The sequence below is a fragment of the Paracidovorax sp. genome (assembly GCF_057642795.1).
In genome coordinates this window covers 148,741-167,739 of the sequence record NZ_JBXYZY010000021.1, presented here as the reverse complement: position 1 = coordinate 167,739, position 18,999 = coordinate 148,741, and the positions used below count along the sequence as shown (strand labels likewise).

Genomic DNA, 18,999 nt, shown 5'->3' with positions numbered 1-18,999 from the left:
CAGCCGAATTCCCGGTAAGTGTTTGGAAAGTCATCCGGACAAATAGTCGCGTTCATTGCAGATCAAGGCGAAGGCTTGCGAGCCTCCAAGAGCCCCATCAATGAACCCCCCATCCAGACTCCAGCGCTCCCGTTTGCGGACTCTGTCTCAAGAGCCCACCCCACTAGCCGACCGCCTTGTGCTCTGTGCGGCCATCAGCATGCCATTGGTACTGGCGGGTTGTGCATCGACAGCACCCGCCGTGATGCTTGTCCCCAGCAGCCCGCATGTCGCCTCGCAGTGGCATGCGGCACTTCCGCACGGTGGACGGCTCGGGGATCTGAGACAGTGGTGGTCGCAATTCGACGATCCGCTCATACCCGATCTGATCGAGGCGGCTCAACGCGCCAGCCCGACCCTCGCACAAGCCGCAGCGAACATGGCCGACGCCAGGGCCTTAAGTGTGAACAGCGGCGCGGCATTGCTCCCCTCCCTGGACATCGCTGCAAGCAACACAAGGGGGCGCTCGGAACCGGCGTCCCCCGCAGGCAAGGCATCGTCGCTGGGACTTCAGTCTGCATGGGAACTGGACCTCTTTGGGGCCAATCGCGCCGGCCTCGCTGCTGCCGAAGCAAGGTGGGCTTCCAGCCAAGCGGGCTGGCATGACGCGCGGGTCTCAGTCGCCGCCGACGTGGCGAAGCATTACGTCGAGCTGCGGGCCTGTGAGGCGCACGTGGAGCAATCCCGTATCGACGCAGCCTCCCGAGCGCAGACCGCCCTCCTTACAGCGTGGGCTGCTGCGGGCGGTATTCGGTCGCCGGCAACCGCTGATATGGCGCGAGCCAGTGCGGCACAGGGCGATGTGGCGCTGGAGGAACGCAAGGCGCAATGTGATCTGCTGATCAAGGCACTCGTGGCCTTGACCGCCCAGGACGAGCGGACCCTGAGGGACGAACTCGCCGAAAAGACAGCGCAGCTCCCCGTGCCAGCCGGGATCAGCGTGAACACGGTGCCGGCTGAAGTGCTTGGCCAACGCCCCGACATTCATGCGGCAGCGCGAAACGTGTTCGCAGCCAGCGCCGACTCGACGCAAGCCGATGCCCAACGCTGGCCCCGCATCACGATGGCAGGGAGCATCGGATCCACGCGCGTCTCCAGTCTCGGCGTGAGCACCGACGGAACGGTCTGGAGCGTCGGGCCCATCGCCATCACCTTCCCGCTGTTCGACGGGGCATGCGTAGGGCGAACGCTCAGGCGGCGAAGGTTCGCTATGAATCCGCCACCACGGTCTACGCGGCACGTTTACGCCTGGCGGTCCAGGAAGTGGAAGGCGCGCTGGTCACGCTGGACAGCACGCACCGACGCAGCGAGAGCGCAAGCATTGCGTTGGAGGGGGTCGAGCGCTCGTACCGGGCTACGGCCACAGGCTATGCCGTCGGCACGAGCAGCCTGTTCGACCTGGAAGATGCTCGCCGCAGCTTGATCACGGTGCAAAGCACCTTGATTGACCTGCGCCGTGATCGCCTGCTGGCCTGGATTTCCCTATATCGCGCGATGGGAGGCGGTTGGAGCCCCCAGGGGAACGAACACCTGGCGGTCCGTTCTGGCCGAAGCGGCACGCCCCTGCCAAGCGCGACTCACGGTGCGCGTGAATTGGCTCAAGCGCAATCCGCGAGGCGCTGAACATGGGGCCTGCAGCCTGCTCGCATCGCGCACCGCGCTGCTCCTTTTGGCGGGGACCACAAGTTTCTGCCGTGTCCCGAAACGGGAGCACTTCCCCAGCGACGTTCCTGCCTCTGCATGGACTGCTTCGTGACACCGCGCCTTCAACGCCCCCACACCGGAAATGAAAATGAAAATATCTGACAAGCTGCTGCTCGCCACCATGGGCATCGGCGTCGCCGCTGCGGCCATCACCATCGTGCTCGCATGGGAAGTTCCGGAGGCTCACGCGGAGGAAGCCAAGACGCCTCTTACGAAACAGGCCGCCTTGACAGTGGCGGTTTCAAGTCTGCAGCCCGCCACATTTCCCATTCAGGTCTCGGCCAATGGGAACATCATGGCGTGGCAAGAGGCCAGCATTGGTACCGAAGCCAACGGCTTGCGCCTGACCGAGGTGAAGGTGAACGTGGGCGACAGGGTGCGACGAGGCCAGCCGCTGGCGACCTTCTCCGCCGATACGTTGGAAGCCGAACTGGCGCAAAGCCGTGCTGCGGCCGCCGAGGCCGACGTCGCGCTGGCCGAAGCCGCCGCCAATGCCGAACGCGCTCGTTTGTTGCAGGAAAGCGGCGCATTGTCCGCGCAGCAAGTGGACCAGTATCTCAGTGCAGCGCGTACGGCGCGGGCGCGGCTTGACGCAGCCAGGGCCTTCGAGAAGATGCAGCGGCTACGTGTCGCCCAAACCCGGATTGCCGCGCCGGATGATGGCGTCATTTCCTCACGTGCGGCCACGGTCGGCGCCGTGCTGCCCGCAGGCCAAGAGTTGTTTCGCCTGATTCGAGGCGGCAGGCTCGAATGGCGCGCAGAGGTCGCGGCCACGGACCTCGCCAAGCTCAAGCCGGGTCAAAAAGTCAGGATCACGCCCAACGGCGGGCAAGCCATCGAAGGCCGTCTTCGGATGCTGGGGCCCGTGATCGACATTCAGACTCGCAACGGCCTGGCCTATGTGGACCTGCCTCACAGCGACAGCGTGCATGCCGGAATGTTTGCACGGGGCGACTTCCAGATCGGCGCCAGCGAGGTGATGACCCTGCCTCAAAGCGCGGTGCAGTTGCGCGAGGGATTCAACTACGTGATGCGTGTCGGGCCGGATTCCCGCGTTATCCAGACCAAGGTCACGCTGGGCCGCCGCTCAGGTGATCGCGTTGAGATCACCGGAGGCCTCGACAAGGAAGATCGCGTGGTGGTCTCAGGCGCGACCTTCCTGGGCGACGGGGACATCGTCCTTGTGGCCAACACCCCGAAGAAGGCCGTGCAGGCGGCGGCTCCGCCATCGGCATCGCAGCGACTCACGCTGATCAGCAGCGAGGGCATGCGATGACCATGAACGTCTCTTCGTGGGCCATCCGGAACCCGGTACCGGTCATCCTGGCCTTCGTTTTCATGACGGTGGCGGGGTTGATGGGCTTCGCAGGCATGAAGATCCAGAACTTTCCAGACATGGACGTTCCGACGATCACCGTGATGGCTGCATTACCCGGTGCCTCGCCATCTCAGTTGGAGACAGAGGTTGCACGCAAGATCGAGAACGCACTGACCACGGTGCAGGGCATCAAGCACATCAAGAGCACCTTGGCGGACGGCGTGGCCAACATCACGATCGAGTTCCGCCTCGAAAAGCCAACCCGGGAGGCACTCGACGATGTACGCGATGCCGTCGCCCGGGTGCGCTCGGACCTGCCCTCCAACCTGCGCGATCCAGTGATCCGGAAGAATGAGCTGTCGGGCTCCCCGGTCCTGACCTACACCGTCGCCTCGAACCGGATGGACGATGAGGCCCTATCCTGGTTTGTTGACGGCAAGGTTCGCAAGGCACTGCTGGCTGTTCCGGGCGTGGGAGCCGTCACCCGTGTCGGCGGCGTCAGCCGCGAGGTGCGGGTGGCTCTTGACGCGGACCGACTGTACGCCCTGCACACAACAGCAGCCGACATTTCCCGCCAGTTGGGTGAGACGCAGCAAGAGGCCTCGGGCGGCCGTGTGGGCTTCGGTGGTGCGGAGCAGTCGGTGCGCGTGATCGCCACGGTCCAAACGGCACAGGAAATGGGCGCCATCGAAGTGACACTCAGCGATGGCCGCCCTATCCGGCTAGACCACGTTGCAGCTGTCAGCGACTCCGTTGCCGAATCACGTTCAGCCGCCTTCCTGGACGGGGTGCCAGTGGTCGGCTTCGAGATCGTGCGAGCCAGGGGCTTCGGCGAGATCGACGTCGCTGAGGGTGTTCGCCGGGCACTGGCCGAACTGAAAGCCGACCACCCCGAAATCACGCTCAAGGAAGCCATCAACCTCATTGATCCGGTGGTCGAGAACTACCATGGCTCCATGCGCCTGTTCTTCGAGGGCTCGGCGCTGGCGATACTGGTGGTCTTCGTGTTCCTGCGCGACTGGCGCGCCACCTTCGTCTCGGCGGTGGCCTTGCCACTGTCGGTGATCCCGGCCTTCGCGTTGATGCACGCAATGGGCTTCACGCTCAATACCGTCACCTTGCTATCGCTGTCGTTGGTGGTCGGGGTGCTGGTGGACGATGCCATCGTCGAGGTTGAGAACATCGAGCGCCATATGCTGATGGGCAAAACGCCCCTGCAAGCCGCTACGGACGCGGCGGCCGAGATCGGGCTCGCGGTCGTGGCGACGACCTTTACGCTGATCGCAGTGTTCCTGCCGACGGCCTTCATGAGCGGCATGGCTGGCAAGTTCTTCATTCAGTTCGGCTGGACGGCCGCAGGCGCAGTGTTCTGCTCGCTCGTCGTGGCCCGTCTGTTGACGCCGATGATGGCGGCCTACCTCTTGCAGGCGTCTTCACAGCGCGACCGGCCTGGACCATGGTGGATCCCCTCTTACCTGCGCCTGGCGAGCTGGTGCCTGCGCCATCGAGCCGTGACGCTTGCCACCACTGTCGCTCTGTTCGTCGGCGGCCTGTGGTTGGCAACACTGCTTCCGACCGCGTTCGTGCCATCCGATGATGACGCGCAAACACAGGTGACGCTCACGCTTGCACCCGGCAGCAAGCTGCAAGATACCGTGGCATTGGCCGAACAGGCCCGGCTGCTGCTGGCAAAAAATCCGCATGTGCTGCAGGTGTACACGGCCATTGGCGCAGGCCACACAGGCGGCAACCCGGCCGAGGGCGCTGCCAACGCGGCCGCAGACGTGCACTCCGCGGTGCTCACGCTCAGCCTGACACCGCGTGCCGAGCGCAATGGCCTGCGCAAGCAGGAGATCGAGCAGCAACTACGTCAGGCACTCGAGCATGTGCCGGGTGCCCGGGTGGCAGTCGGTATGGGTGGATCGGGAGAGAAGTACGTCCTGGTGTTGACCGGCGAGAACAGCCCGGTCCTCGAAGAGCACGCGCGTCAGGTCCAGCGCGAGTTGCGCACGATACCCGGAATCGGCGCGGTGACGTCCAGCGCCAGCCTGGTACGCCCTGAGCTGACGATCAGGCCGGACTTCCCTCGCGCCGCCGACCTGGGAGTCACAGCCTCGGCCATCGCAAGAACACTGCGTGTGGCCACCATCGGTGATTACGAACAGGACCTGCCGAAGCTCAACCTGGGTGAGCGGCAGGTTCCCGTCATGGTCCGACTCGATGACGCAGCGCGGCAAGACCTGGAAACGCTCAAACGCCTGCCAGTGCCTGGCGCACGTGGGCCGGTGGCGCTGGAGAACGTCGCAGCACTCAACATCGGCAGTGGCCCGGCGGAGATCACACGCCACAACCGCGTGCGCAACATCAACATCGAGGTCGAACTGGGTGGCCGCCCGCTGGGTGATATCGAGAAAGCGGCCCAGGCGCTACCGAGCCTGCGACTGCTGCCGGCTGGGGTACAGCGCAGCGCGCTCGGCGAAGCCGAGGAGATGAACGAGCTGGCAACCAGCTTCGGCGTGGCCATGCTGACCGGCGTGCTGTGCATCTATATGGTCCTGGTGCTCCTGTTCAAGGACTTCGTACAGCCCGGCACGATCCTGGCCGCGCTCGTTCTCTCCGTGCCGGGCGCCATGCTGGCGCTGTTCGTGGCTGGATTGGCGCTCTCGATGCCCTCGATGATCGGCCTGATCATGTTGATGGGGATCGCGACGAAGAACTCGATCCTTCTGGTGGACTACATCGTCATCGCGCGCCGTGATCACGGCCTGGGTCGCGCTGAGGCCATCCTCGACGCCTGTCGCAAGCGGGCGCGACCCATCATCATGACCACCATCGCGATGGGCGGTGGAATGATCCCGGTGGCCCTGGGTCTGGGCGGTGATCCGAGCTTTCGCGTGCCGATGGCGGTCGTCGTGATCGGCGGGCTGATCACATCGACCTTCCTGAGCCTGCTCGTCATCCCGGCGCTCTACAGCTATGTGGATGACGGCGTGCAATGGGCCAAGGCGCGCTTCGCCGCTCGACGTCCACCGTCGCCGCCGCTGGGCAGCCATGCCCCTGCCGGCCCGCCGCAGCGGAGAGCATGACGCCTGTCGGCGAACTCCGTGGCCGGTGCTCGCCCCCCGCAAGGCGCGCACTGCACAGAACACGCCGCCAAGAACGCCTCTGTTGCGCTGGCCGAAGAACCAACAGCCGCGTTGGACCGGTATTCCAGCCCGCTCGTCGCGAAGTTGCTCAACACCGTGGGCCGCGAGCGCGCCGTGATAACGCAAAGGGTGACTCACGCCCCGCAAATCCGCCCGCTTGCGAACGAGGTGCTCCTACTTCGGGACCGGCGCATGGCAGCCAGAGCGAAGCCGGCGGAGGAAGTGAACCGAGAAGGTGCTCGGCAGGTAAGTGTTCGGTAAGAGGTCGGCGCCGACCATGGCGACTGCCTTGCTCGCGCTCTTGCCGAATGTGGGCTGAACCTCCCCGGAGCACCTGAATGAGAACCTTCCCCATCCTGATGACCGCAGCCATGTGGCTGCCCACCACCGCCGGCGCCAGCCACACCATCGACGGTCAAGCCGCAGTCACTGCCGTCAAGATGCCGCCAGCGTCAGCAACAGCGGTAGTCTCCGAACTGAACGTGCCGCCACCCACTGAGATTGCTGCGAAGGTCGATGGCGCTGCCGCAGCCGAAGCGCCCCACCCCGCCGAACCGGGCGGTCGAGACATCGATGCACAGACAGTCGCTCGCGACCCCTGGGAAGGCTTCAACCGCCAGATGCACGGATTCAACACCGCCGCCGACAACCTTGTTCTGCGCCCGCTGGCCGTCGGGTACAAAAAGATCGCGCCTGATCCTGTCCAGGCAGGTGTTTCGCGCTTTTTTGCCAATCTGAGCATGCCGGCGACGGTGGTCAACCAGGCGTTGCAGGGACGGCCTGGCGATGCCGCGACGTCGCTGGGGCGATTCGTCGTCAACACGACGGTGGGTATCGTCGGCTTGTTCGACCCTGCCTCCCACTTCGGCCTGCCCCAACGCGATGGCGAAGACTTTGGTCAGACACTAGCGACCTGGGGTTGGCGCGACTCTCGCTACCTGGTGCTCCCGCTGCTGGGGCCGCGCACGGTGCGCGATGCGCTCGGCATGGTCGGCGATCGACCGCTGTCGCCCGTCGGCCAAATTCAGGACAGTGGCGTCGCCAGCGGATTGCAAGCACTTGAGATCGTGGACGTGCGAACGCGGCTGCTGCCTGTAGACCAGTTTCGGCGCGACGCGCTTGATGACTACGTGTTCGTGCGCGACGCATGGACTCAGCGCCGCAGTCGCCAGATTACGCAAGACTTGCGAAGCGGTGGGGACTGAGCTTGAGTCCATGCACCGGCGACTCCATCGCGGCTCCCGCGCCCTGGCCCAACGAATCCACTTGCCATAGAGATAGAGGCATCGAGAAGAAGCACCCGGGATGGATGTTCCCGTCTTCGTGCTGACTGTCTCCCTGGTTCTGAACGGCCGCGATACCGGCCTCATGCACGTGATCCTGGCAAAGGCCCCTCGGAACCCAGGAGGTGGTCACGGTGCGGGATCGCGAGTCATCCGGCGCCGAAGCGCGCGTTGACCTACCGGCGCTTTCTACGTCCACGACAGGTGCATTCGCGGGCCAAAACGCCCCCCAAAACGCTTCAACGGCGCGGAGCGTGGACGCTTCCGGCCCCTCCCCTGCCGATCGGGCCTGCTTCCATCGCTGCGGCGCACATCCTGCAGACTCACCTCGGCTCCACAGCCCCCAGGGCATGCAGGGGCAGCAATTCGCGCCGGCTGTCGAAACGGCGCTGCTCGCCCGTGACCGGGTCGCGGAATTCCAGCGACCGGGCCAGTAGCTGCAGCGGCCGTGAATAGTCACCGGCTGGCGGATCGTTCACCACTGGGTAGAAAGCATCGCCCCAAAGCGGCAGGTCCAGGGCGGCCATGTGCACGCGCAACTGGTGGCGCTTGCCCGTGACGGGCGAGAGGCGGTAACGGGCCCAGCCGCCGGCACGCTCGATCACCTCCATATGGGTGCAGGTATTGGGCTCACCCGGCACTTCGTGCATCCGAAAGAACTGCGGGCTCTCCTCGATCCGGCTGACATGCGTGCGCGGGAAAGCGACATCCTCGCGCCAGGGAGCGATGGCTTCGTAGGTTTTTCCGACCGTCCGATCTCGGAACAGCGCTTGGTAAGCCCCCCGCGTATCGCGCTGCACCGAGAACAGCACCAGTCCCGCAGTCGCCCGGTCGATTCGGTGGACCGGCGACAGCTCGGGCAGGCCCAACTGGCGCTTGAGGCGCACCAGCAACGTGTGGTGCAGGTACGGGCCTGTGGGCACCACCGGCAGGAAATGCGGCTTGTCGGCCACTACCAGATGCTCATCCTGAAACAGCACGGCCTCCTTGAAAGGAATCGCCGGCTCTGCGGCCAGTGCGCGGTAGTAGTAGAGCCGCAAGCCGGGCACGAAGGCACGATGCGGCGTGGCGGGCTGCGCCCATTCATCCACGACCTCGCCAGCCTGCATGCGGGCCTCCCACTCGGCCCGGGTCACGGCCGGCAGGCGCTGCGCCAGAAAATCGAGCAAGGTGCCAGAACCCTGCGACGGAAGCACCACGCAGCTCGGGGTCACGCCGTCGCGCATGGGCAAAACCTTGGGATCATGACGGTTGTACATGCACGGGGATTGTAGGCATCCTTCCAGCGCATGCACTATGAAAGACATAGCACGCAACGGCCGCAACGCGGGCGATCCGGGGCCATGGCCCTGCCCAGGCCGCCGACCTGCGAAACCTGTAGGACAACAGCGGCAAACAGGAGCCAATACCGCCATCGCATCAGGCGCCGCAATAGCATCCAGCCAACGTGCCTCTTGCATAGAGGCCCAAGGCCTCGCAGCCAACGACCGGGCTCGCAGCGGCCCCACTTGATTGATGATCCCATGCCTACCTCAGAACCCACGCCCCCTCAAGATCCGGCCATGGCAGCCAAGCCGCACGCACACCCTTCCACTTCGGGGCGCCTGATGCGCTGGACGCTCGGCGTGCTGGGCTTGTTGGCGGCTCTGGCCGTCGCCTCCGTGATCGTGCTCACGCAATGGGACTGGAACCGGCATCGCCCCTGGATCAACGCCAAGGTCAGCGAGGCCACGGGGCGCCAATTTGCCATCCAGGGCGATCTTTCCGTGAAGTGGCACTGGCCACAGCCTTTGGAATCCGGCTGGCGACGCTGGATTCCTGGGGTCACCCTCCAGGCGCAGCAATTGACCCTGGACAACCCGCCCGACTTCACCGTGGCCGAAGAACCGGCGCGGGGTAACAAGGAATTGCCCGCTCTGCCGCCCAAGCCGCCGGCAGCGACCGGAGCGCCACAAGCCATGGCGCGCAAGGCAGCCGCCTCACAGCCCGCCACAGCGGCCAGCAGTCCGGCATCCGGCGCCTCGGTGGACGCCGAAACACGTGCGCGTTCTGCGGATGCCGAGCGCGCCCTCTCGCTGGAAAAAGCCCATGCCGATACGGCGGAGCCACTCGCTCGCGGCGCGCAGACCATGGGCACCCTGGCCAGCGTAAGCGCCACGCTGCGCCTGTGGCCACTGCTCGCCCGCAAGGTCGTTCTCGACACGGTGGTGCTGACCGCACCCGATGTGGTGCTGGCGCGCAAGGCCGATGGCACCAACAACTGGACCTTCCAGCCACAACACAAGGACGCAGCGTCGAAGCCCGGCAATGACAACCCCTGGGATCTGAACGTGGGCCAGCTGATCGTTCGCCAGGGCTGGCTGGGCTATGCGGACGGCAAGAAGGACCTGGCGCTGCGCGCGCGCATCGACACCATCGACCCTGCCGCAGAAAGCGCTGCCAAGGGGCAAGAGGCAGCCAGCCCGTACGGAGTACGCCTGGCGCTGCAGGGCCGATACGCCAAGGCGCGCATCGAGGCACAGGGTGAGGCCGGGCCGATGCTGTCGCTGCGCAAGCAGGTCGTGAACTACCCCATCCGGTTCCGCGCGCGCGCCGGCAGCGTGCAAGCCGAAGCCGAGGGCATTCTGGCCAACCCGGCCGATCTATCGGGTCTGGACTTTCAGGTGATGCTCAAAGGCGCGAGCATGGCCGACCTGTACAACCTGACCGGCCTGGTGCTGCCCAACACGCCGCCCTTCCAGACCCGGGGCCATCTGGTGGGCAGCCTGTCACCCAAGACTGCCACCTGGCAGTACCAGGACTTCAAGGGCACGGTAGGCGAAAGCGATCTGCAGGGCAGCCTAACCTACACCTCTGCCGAGCCCCGCCCCCAGCTCAAGGGCACGATGACGTCGCGCCAGCTGCGGCTGGCCGACCTCGGCCCCGTCGTGGGCACGCCGAGCGGTGAAGGCCGGCCAGAGCAAGGAACATCGAAGCGCCCCGGCAAGGTCTTGCCCGACTCTCCTTTCGCCACGGACCGCTGGAACGCGATGGACCTGGACCTGACCTTCACCGGCCAGCGCATCGTGCGGCCGGATAGCCTGCCCATTGAAGACCTGAGCGTGCATGCCAAGCTGCAGGACGCTCAGCTGACACTCGCGCCCCTGCGCTTCGGCGTGGCGCAAGGCAAGATCGACTCACGCGTCGTGCTCGATGCACGCGACGGCCCACTCAAGACGCAGCTCAACGGCTCGGTCGAAGGGCTGCGCCTCTCAGCGCTGTTCCCGAAGGTGGAGTTGATGGAAAAGAGCTTCGGCCGTCTGGACGGCGGCGTGGCGCTGTCGGCCACCGGCAATTCGGTGGCCCGCATGCTGGGCAGCAGTTCGGGCGAGGCGCGGCTCTACATTCGCGACGGCACCTTCAGCAAGCAGATGCTGGACCTGGCAGCGCTCAACGTGGGCAGCGTGGTGGTGGCCAAACTGTTTGGCGAGAACAAGGAAGTCAAGCTGCGCTGCGCAGTCGCCGACTTCGCCGTGCGGGACGGCGTGGCCCAGGCCCGCTCCGTCAAGCTCAGCACCGACGAGGCGCTCGTAGAAGCCACCGGCACCGTGGACCTCCGCAACGAGCAGCTGGATCTCCGCATCAAGCCCGAATCGCTGAACTGGAAGTTCCTGTCGCTGCGCACGCCGCTGTACGTGCGCGGCACGTTCGATCAACCCCGGGTGGGCCTGGAACCCGGCCCGCTTCTTCTGCGCGCCGGTGCGGCAGTGGCCGCCGCTGCCATCGCCCCAGTGGCCCTGGCACTGGTGCCCATCACGGTGCCGGCCGCCGAAGACGATGAACGCTGCGCCGACATGCTGGCGCGGTCGGGCGATGCGGTGAAGGCCGGCAAGGCGGGCGCTGCTGCACGCCCGGCGCCCCAAGGCAAGCACCCCTGAGGGGCACAAGGCAGGCCAGGGCGCGATGCGCCACCGGCTCTGCCCTGTCAGAAGGACGCGGCCTTGGTTCCGACGAAGACGAACCCGCTGTTCCGGCTGGTGTTCAGCCCTGCAACGTAGAGACGGTTGTTCGCGGCATCGAAGTAGGCGGCGCCGCTTTGCGTGGATGTGCCCGCCAAGCATTCGCCACCGTTGTAGCGGATGGAAACGTCGAATGCGCCCACCCCACTGCGCGGAGCCACCGCGCCGCTGAAGGAACAACCCAGGCCGCTCGTTCCCGAGATCGCGCCTGAGGCACCCACCGTCAGCGTCACTGATTCGGGCCCTGCCGGACTCACCGCCGTGCCGGTGAAGCGGCCAGTGACGGCCGAAAGCGTGGCCGGCGTGTCGTAAAGCGCGCTGTAGTTCGCATTGAGCGTCACGCTGCCGGCTCCACTCGCATAGTTGAGCTGGCTGTTGAAAGAGCTTCTAGGCTGGTAGGAACCCACGATCGACGAGATGGACAACACGCCGTCGCCCTCCAGGTTGTAATCCCGCCCGTCGGACGAAGCGAAGCTGTTGCCGCTCACGGTATAGGAGCCCTGCACCACTCCGCCGATCACCGACGGCTTGCCGACAGCGGAGTAGATAGCCCAATAGGTTCCGTTGTCCAGCACCAGCAGATTCACGGCGCGATTGGCGCTGGAGGACCCCACCCACAGGCCGTCGGCCTTTTGAGCAGAAACGCCAGAGCCTCCACCGCCCGCAGCGCCGCTACCGTCACTGCTGCTGGTGCCGCCCCCACTTCCCCCGCCGCAAGCCGCCAGCGCCGCGACCGCTACTGCCAGAAATCCTTTGATGTAGTTCTGCATCTCATCCTCTCTGTATGTGTTGAAGAGGACGCGCAGGTTATCGGACCAGCCGCTCTACTTTGACAAAAGCGGTAACGTCATGTTGGATCTGGAATCGTAATGTGAACGCAGAGTCCGCCCACAGACATGCCCGGTTCGCCGGGCTCCAGGGACATCCAGCCCCCCGCGCTTCGCGCGCGACGTTGTATGCCGGCCAGTCCCTGGCCTCGGCCCGCGCAGAGCGGGGCGTGCGATACGTCCGACTGCAAGCCGGCAACGACTGCTGCCCCCAACCCGCGACCGTTGTCGCAGATGCGCAGATGCCATGCTGCGCCGACGATAGTGGAAGGCGCTTCATGCCGCAGCGATACCGTGAGGCGCGTCGCACCGGAATGTTGCAAAGCGTTGCTCACCGCCTCGCGTACGGCCTGCGTGAGCTCCATCGCACTTCCGCCTACGGGGATGTGCTCTGCGCACCGAGCGTCCACCTCCCAGACGAGCTCCATACCCCGACGGTCCATCACGGGCTGGATGCGGTGCCGCAGGCGCGCCAGTCGATCCGCCAGCGTGTCATCGTACCCATCCATCGAGTCCACCAACAGGCGCACGTCGAGCATGCATTGCTCCAGGGCTACACGCACCGGCTCATGGGTCGGATTTCTTGCATCCAGCAAAGCCATGGCGGTCACCAATTGCGAGCCCACTTGGTCATGCAGATCCCGCGCGATGCGCTCGCGCTCATTGCGTACTTCAGGGCTGGGCCGGGCATGGCGGCGCGGGCGCCACTGCAACAGGCGCGGCAATTGCCACAGCAGCAACGCTCCCAGCGTCAGGGTGCAGGCCATATCGACGATCTGCCAGTTCCGTAGCGACACCGATACGGAATGGCTCACGTCCCAGAGCAGCACAGCGTCCATGACGAACTGGATGCACCACACGGCAACGCAGGCCAGCGCATAGACAGGCGGATGCAGGCGAATCACGTCGAACCGACCGGAGGACGACCTCGAGCCTAAAACAGGCCGCGCAGCGACGCGAAGCGCACGGCCTGCGCGCGCGTGCGAACCTGCAGCTTGCGATAGATGTTCTTGATGTGCGTGTTGACGGTCAGGCCGCTGATCTCCAGCCGCTTGCCGATCTCTGTGCTGGTGTAGCCGCTCGCCACCATGCGAAGCACCTCTTTTTCTCGCACCGACAGGCGCTCCCCCTCTCGCTCACGGTCCATCTCGGAACGGCGTGGCGCTGACGCCGTCGAACCCGACGATGCACTGGAATCAAAGCGCTGCAGCAGTCGCCGCGCCAGATTCGGCGTAATGGACGCACCGCCGTTGACCACCTGCAGCACGGCCTGAGGATAGTTGCCAAACCAGGAGTGCTTGACCAGATAGCCCGTGGCGCCCAGTTCAAAGGCTCGCAGCACCTGATCGTCGTTTTCCATAATGGAGACCATCACCGCCTCGGCTGTGGGGCGAACGCTCTTGAGGTAGTCGATCAGCGTGAAGCCTTCGCCATCACCCAGATTCAGATCCACCAGCATGACGTCGAACTCGTGCTGCTTGATGGCCTTGCGGCCTTCGCGCACGCTGGTGGCCTGCGCCACGACGAGAGTTCGAGGGTCGGCCATCAATTCCTGGGCGATCACGCGGCGCATGTGCGCGTCATCGTCAACCAACAGCACTCGCACCGGCTTGTCCACCTGCCCCGACAGGAACTCGGGCCACACGCTCGGCTGCACGGGCTTGGACGGGAGAGCCCGTGGGGAGGGGTTCAGCAAAGAGGCAACGGCATCTTTCGCCAGTTCTTCGCCAACGGTGTCGTCAAGGATTTGCACAGTTTTCTCTCCCACGCCAGTTCAAAGCCACAGGCTGCCGCTATCGCTCAAGTCACGTCAGGTAACGTCTTGAGGGCGAAGAGTAAGAGAAACGTTGGAATTTTTCTATCCGTCATGGTTTTTTCTTTTCTGCTCACCAAAGTAGCTTTTTGACACTAACGAGAACAAGGTAAGAAATGCCTGCGTTCTAGGCATTTCCACAGAAAACCGGCCAAGACTTGATGCGGATCCGCGACGGCGTGCGGGGTGATGCCGGAGGCAAGCGGAATTCGCGTCAAACCAAGGATAGAAAAACAGACTTGGCAAACAATTGCAAAAAACACATTTAGACACTAACGCGAACGAATAGGCACATGCTGTTGCGGATGGAGCTGCATCCGCATTGAGGCACGTCCTAGCGCTCAGGCGGTGGCAGGTCCCTGAATCAGCACGCACGGGGTACTCATTCCGGGAGATAGGCCAGGCAACGCTGCGGAGGAACACTGCAGCCAGACACAAGAACACGGGTCACCAAACAATCCCCGGGTTCGTGTCCACCCCGCCCCGGTGCCGAATGGTTCGGCGCCGGGCACTGGTCCCTCAATCCAAGGAGCGTGTCATGAAAAAGTTCGCCGTGATTTCCCTGAGCCTGGTTGCAGCTTCCGCTTTCGCTAGCGGCTATACCGACCCCTACATTTCCATCGAGGCACCCAGCGTGCAGATCACCGCGCTGACCAGCACCGCTGTCGCCAACGAAGCGACCGGCGGTGGTGAAGCCCGCCAGAACCTGGCCAGCAACGCCGGCAACGTCACCATCAAGGACGTCTCGCTGCAGGCCGTCGCTGCCAGCAGCTCGCTGATCCTCAACAAGGCCGACGGCTACAACGCCCATGCCACCCAGAGCCTGGCCTCCAACGTGGGTGCCGTGGGCGTCACCGGCGTGCAGGTGCAACTGGTCGCCGCTTCCAACTCCGCCATCATGAACGTCGCCGGCGCCCAATCCAAGGCCGTGCAGAACGTGTCCACCAACAACGGCTGCCAGGCCTGCAACTGATCTGACGATCGGCTGACCGAACATGACGGGCTCGTGTGAAGGCGCCCTGCTCCACGCCGCAGGCGGAGGGCAGCGTTCTTTCCCACGACCCGCATGGCCGGTCCATGAGCAATGCCTGCGCGCGCCGGATCGTCCGGCCGCGCGCCCATGGGGGTGAACGACATGAAGCAACTCGCAATCCTTGGCAGCCTGCTGCCCTCGCTGGGCCTGATGGGCCTGGCGCTGGCGCCCGCACGGGTGGTGGCCGCCCCGGGCGAAGACCCGGTCGTGCTGCGGGGCCCCGTGCAATACCTGTCGCTGCCGGTCGGCGCTGCCGCCAAATCCCAGGGGCTGGACACCGTCAAGGACATGCCCGTCAACATGCGCGCGAAGATCGCGCGCTATGAGGCCAAGGCCTTTGCCGAAGACACGTCCGGCATCGCCACCGACACCGACGTGACCACCCGCGCCAGCTCCGACGGGCTGCGCAAGACCTGCGTGCAGGAAGTCGGCAGCAGTACCGCCGCCAGCGGCAACGGGACGACGAATGCCTTCAACCGCTACGGCCCGGCCCCGCAGGCACAGGTGGTTGTCTTGCGCGGCGACCTGGTGAACGTCTGCCGCTGACAAGGGCAGCCCGATAGCGCGGAGCCCGCCTTCAGGTCTACCGCTGACCATCCCAGAACCATTCATAACATCCATGGACGCACCGGGGCCAGTGCCCGCGTGCGCCAGTCGGTGCCGCCCGACGGCACCAGGGGGAGCCGCGCAATGACTACCATCCCACACGCCACTAGCCAGCCGCCGCACGCACACTCCGGCCCGCGCCGCCTGGGTTGGATGGCCCTGGCCAGCGCGGCCCTGGCCCTCCTGGCCGGCTGCGCTGCGCCGATGAACGCGCGCGAGGACGCCGAATTCCAGACCCACAGCTACGCCGCCGACCGGCCCACGGTGCGGCCGGTGCGTTCGCTGTCGAGCTTCTCCGATTCGCTGATGTGCATGGACCACCTGTTCCGCGCCACCAACGCGCCGACGGTGCTCATCAGCAGCAAGCAGATCCCCGACTATTCCGGCCGCGTGGCCGTAGCCACCAAGGACATGGTGATCACCGCGCTCTCGCAGATGTCGCGCGTGTCGAACGCCTTCCGCTACGTGGACTACGAGGTGGACATCGCCCGGCAGGACACGGTGCAGAACCTCACCACCATCTTGCTCAACAACAACCAGATCCAGCTGCAGCGCCCGGCGCTCTACGTCTCGGGCGCAATCTCGTTCGCCGACCAGAACGTGCTGCGCAACAACGCCGATGCCGGCACGTCAGCGTCGCGCCTGGAGACTGGCTACAGCCGCACGCGCAGCACCACGCTCATCGGGCTGGAGATGCATCTGGGCGACTTCCGCACGCGCACCATCATCCCCGGTCTCGATTCGGCCAACGAGATCGTCATCGGCAACGGCGGTCAGGGCCTGGACCTGGCGGGCCGCATCGGCAGCTACGGAGTGAAGTTCAGCGTGGGCCGCGACTACGCTCAAGGCTCGGGCCCAGCCGTACGCACGCTGGTGGAACTCGCCATGATCGAGCTGGTGGGCAAGTGGGCGCGCGTGCCTTACTGGCAGTGCCTGACGCTCGAGCAGACGCACCCCGACTTCCAGCGTCAGATGCGCGACTGGTTCGACGAAGGCGACACCGCCTCGCAGCGCCAGCTGGTGCGCGGGTCGCTGCGCAGCCAAGGCTACCTGCCACCCGGCGACGATAGCGACAGTGCCGCCGACGCTGTCCGCATGCGCGAGGCCCTGGCCCGGTTCCAGGCCGACCAGGGCCTGGTCGTGACGGGCGTGGTGGATTTCTCGACCTACGAGCGGGCCATGCGCAGCTTCGTCGCGCTGGGGCCGGACGGCCGGCTCGAGCGCGTGGGCTGGGCAACACGCGCGGGCGGCCCCATCGCCATCGCGGCCACGGCGCCCCAGCCCACCTCGCCGCTGGCGCCCGCCGCCGCCATGGCCGGCGCCGAGGTTGCCAAGTGGAATCAGGCCGTCTATGGCGCGACGGCTCCCGACCGGCGCATCAACCTGCAGATCGAAAACGCCATGCTGGGCCGCACGGCCTTCGAAGTGGGCGAGCAGATCTTCCTCTCGGGTACCGTCTCGCGGGCCTCGTACCTGGCGTGCTACATGGGCAGCGCCAACGGCGCGGTGATCCGCCTGCTGCCCAACGCCACCAACACCTCGGGCTGGGTCACGGCAGGCCAGGCGATCCGCATTCCGGACTGGATGAGCCCCTTGCCCGGCTTCGTGATGGACGCCGGAACTCCCGGCACCGAAGGCGTGGCGTGCTTCGCCACCGATGAGGATTCCATGGCCCGTCTGCCCGAGGCCCTGCGCGCACCGGCCTTCACGCCGCTGCAGGGCATTACCAACCTGGAGGGCGTGAACAACGCCATGGCCGCAACCCTTGGCCCGCAGGGCTACACGGGTGACGCCATCTTCTGGCAGGTGGTGCCGCGCCGGGCCGCCCCGGCGGCCAAGCCCCAGCCTGCGGCTAAGTGAGCGCGCCGTGAGCGACGCGATCCCCGCCCATCCCGGACACGGCCGGCCTCCTCTGGCCTGGTGCGCGCACTCCGGCACCTGCCAGGCCTTTCGATCCATGTCGCTGCGTGGAGCGGCGCTGTTCGGAGCCCTCGCCACAGCCTTGGCCGCTGGGCTGGCTGGCCCGTCGCTCACCGCCCATGCCGCCGCCGGGCCGGCCGCGGCGGCGCCTGGCGAAGCACAACCCGGCATCGGCCCACAGCCGCTGACGGCTGCCTCTCCGCACATCGAAGGGGACGGCACGCAGGCGGAGACCATCCAGCGTCTTCGCGATCAGGCCTCTGGCCTGCGGAGCGCGGGCGGCCTGCCGGGACCGCGCCCACCGGTCGGCGCTCCGCCCAAAGCCTCCCAACGCGGCCCCGCCGCGCCGCTGCCCTCCAGCGCCGCGCGTGATGCCGCCTGGCTACTCGGCCTGCTTGCGCTGCACGGCATCGGCATGCCGGCCGACGGGGCGCAGGCCCGCCAGTGGTTCGAGGCAGCCCAGCGCGGCGGCCATCCGCTGGCCGCCGCGGGCCTGGCCTGGTGCGCCATCGACGGCTGCGGCAGCGCGCCCGACCCCGCCGCCGCCCGACCGTGGATCGCCCAACTGCGCGGCGCCGACCCTGCACTGGCCCTGTACCTGGACTGGTGGGTGGACAGCCAGCTCGCGCCGCTGGAGCTAGCCGCACGCCCCGAAAGCCGCGCACCCGGTACTGCAGGCGCGCAGCAGGCGCTGCTGGCCCGCGCTGCACGCGCCGGCAGCGCGGGAGCGCTCAACGAACTGGCGCTGGAGAACCTGGCGCAGGGCCGCAGCCGCATGGCGCAGGAGCAGTTCCGCCAAGCCGCACGCCGCTCGCCTGCCGCTGCGGCCAATCTGCTGCGCCTCACGGCCTGGCCGCTGGACGAAGTCACACGCCCACCGAGCCACGTCATCGCCCGCAACAGCGGCCCAGGCACCCCCTCCGCACGCCCCACGGTCCAAACCGCGGCCGGCAACGCCGTGACCGCGCCCTCCCACCAGGACGCCGAGGCACTGTTCCTGCAGGCGCAGCGCTTTCACCGGGGCGAAGGCGTGCCGTCGAATTACGCTGAAGCCATCCGCCTCTACCAATTGGCGGCGTCCAAAGGCAGCGCGCCCGCGCAGCGCATGTTGGAGCTCATCTATTCGCGGCCCAGCCCGGGCGGCGGCGTGGACATCGGCTGGATGCAGCAGCTCGCGCATTTCAAGGTGACGCAGCCCGGCGCCCTCCTGCCAGCCTTGCCCGCACCCGGCCCGCAGCCCTGGATGCGCGATGCCACGCCGCTCTACGAACTGCTGCCTCCACAGTGGAGGCCCGCCACGGCCCAGTGAACG

Annotated in this window: 13 protein-coding genes and 1 pseudogene; 10 read left to right on the top strand and 4 right to left on the bottom strand. The window is 66.1% G+C overall.

Features of this window, described 5'->3' with window-relative positions:
* Positions 1-100: 100 nt before the first annotated feature.
* The 5 genes and pseudogenes from AC3A84_RS07685 to AC3A84_RS07665 all read left to right on the top strand — a co-directional run.
* Positions 101-841: pseudogene (locus AC3A84_RS07685) on the top strand (TolC family protein); the annotation flags it as partial.
* Positions 842-1,212: 371 nt separating this feature from the next.
* Complete coding sequence (locus tag AC3A84_RS07680; protein ID WP_487969005.1) at positions 1,213-1,662, top strand: TolC family protein; 450 nt, start codon at positions 1,213-1,215, stop codon at positions 1,660-1,662.
* A 169-nt stretch (positions 1,663-1,831) separates the two neighbouring features.
* Positions 1,832-3,019, top strand: coding sequence for an efflux RND transporter periplasmic adaptor subunit (locus AC3A84_RS07675; protein WP_487969004.1), 1,188 nt, complete (start codon positions 1,832-1,834; stop codon positions 3,017-3,019).
* 2 nt (positions 3,020-3,021) lie between these two features.
* The gene (locus tag AC3A84_RS07670) at positions 3,022-6,147 is read left to right on the top strand and encodes an efflux RND transporter permease subunit (RefSeq protein WP_487969314.1); all 3,126 of its coding nucleotides are present in this window, start codon (positions 3,022-3,024) and stop codon (positions 6,145-6,147) included.
* 398 nt (positions 6,148-6,545) lie between these two features.
* Positions 6,546-7,412 (top strand): MlaA family lipoprotein, encoded by an 867-nt coding sequence (locus AC3A84_RS07665; protein WP_487969003.1) that lies wholly within the window; start codon positions 6,546-6,548, stop codon positions 7,410-7,412.
* A 401-nt stretch (positions 7,413-7,813) separates the two neighbouring features.
* Here AC3A84_RS07665 and AC3A84_RS07660 read toward each other — a convergent pair whose 3' ends face one another.
* Positions 7,814-8,749, bottom strand: coding sequence for a pseudouridine synthase (locus AC3A84_RS07660; RefSeq protein ID WP_487969002.1), 936 nt, complete (start codon positions 8,747-8,749; stop codon positions 7,814-7,816).
* A 264-nt stretch (positions 8,750-9,013) separates the two neighbouring features.
* Between AC3A84_RS07660 and AC3A84_RS07655 the strand changes: the two genes are divergently transcribed.
* Complete coding sequence (locus AC3A84_RS07655) at positions 9,014-11,407, top strand: AsmA family protein (RefSeq protein ID WP_487969001.1); 2,394 nt, start codon at positions 9,014-9,016, stop codon at positions 11,405-11,407.
* Between the two features lie 47 nt (positions 11,408-11,454).
* Here AC3A84_RS07655 and AC3A84_RS07650 read toward each other — a convergent pair whose 3' ends face one another.
* From AC3A84_RS07650 to AC3A84_RS07640, 3 genes are all read right to left on the bottom strand, one after another.
* Positions 11,455-12,258, bottom strand: a complete 804-nt coding sequence (locus tag AC3A84_RS07650; RefSeq protein ID WP_487969000.1) for a hypothetical protein — start codon at positions 12,256-12,258, stop codon at positions 11,455-11,457.
* A gap of 77 nt (positions 12,259-12,335) precedes the next feature.
* The gene (locus AC3A84_RS07645; protein WP_487968999.1) at positions 12,336-13,220 is read right to left on the bottom strand and encodes a sensor histidine kinase; all 885 of its coding nucleotides are present in this window, start codon (positions 13,218-13,220) and stop codon (positions 12,336-12,338) included.
* 29 nt (positions 13,221-13,249) lie between these two features.
* On the bottom strand, positions 13,250-14,011 hold the full coding sequence (locus AC3A84_RS07640; protein WP_487969313.1) for a response regulator: 762 nt from the start codon (positions 14,009-14,011) through the stop codon (positions 13,250-13,252).
* A 655-nt stretch (positions 14,012-14,666) separates the two neighbouring features.
* Here AC3A84_RS07640 and AC3A84_RS07635 point away from each other — a divergent pair.
* The 4 genes from AC3A84_RS07635 to AC3A84_RS07620 all read left to right on the top strand — a co-directional run bounded on the left by AC3A84_RS07635 (position 14,667) and on the right by AC3A84_RS07620 (position 18,996).
* Entirely contained in the window at positions 14,667-15,101 is a 435-nt protein-coding gene (locus tag AC3A84_RS07635) for a hypothetical protein (RefSeq protein WP_487968998.1), read from the top strand.
* A 162-nt stretch (positions 15,102-15,263) separates the two neighbouring features.
* Positions 15,264-15,707 (top strand): hypothetical protein, encoded by a 444-nt coding sequence (locus AC3A84_RS07630; protein ID WP_487968997.1) that lies wholly within the window; start codon positions 15,264-15,266, stop codon positions 15,705-15,707.
* Between the two features lie 144 nt (positions 15,708-15,851).
* On the top strand, positions 15,852-17,627 hold the full coding sequence (locus tag AC3A84_RS07625; protein ID WP_487968996.1) for a DUF4384 domain-containing protein: 1,776 nt from the start codon (positions 15,852-15,854) through the stop codon (positions 17,625-17,627).
* A 97-nt stretch (positions 17,628-17,724) separates the two neighbouring features.
* On the top strand, positions 17,725-18,996 hold the full coding sequence (locus AC3A84_RS07620; protein WP_487968995.1) for a hypothetical protein: 1,272 nt from the start codon (positions 17,725-17,727) through the stop codon (positions 18,994-18,996).
* Positions 18,997-18,999 lie beyond the last annotated feature (3 nt).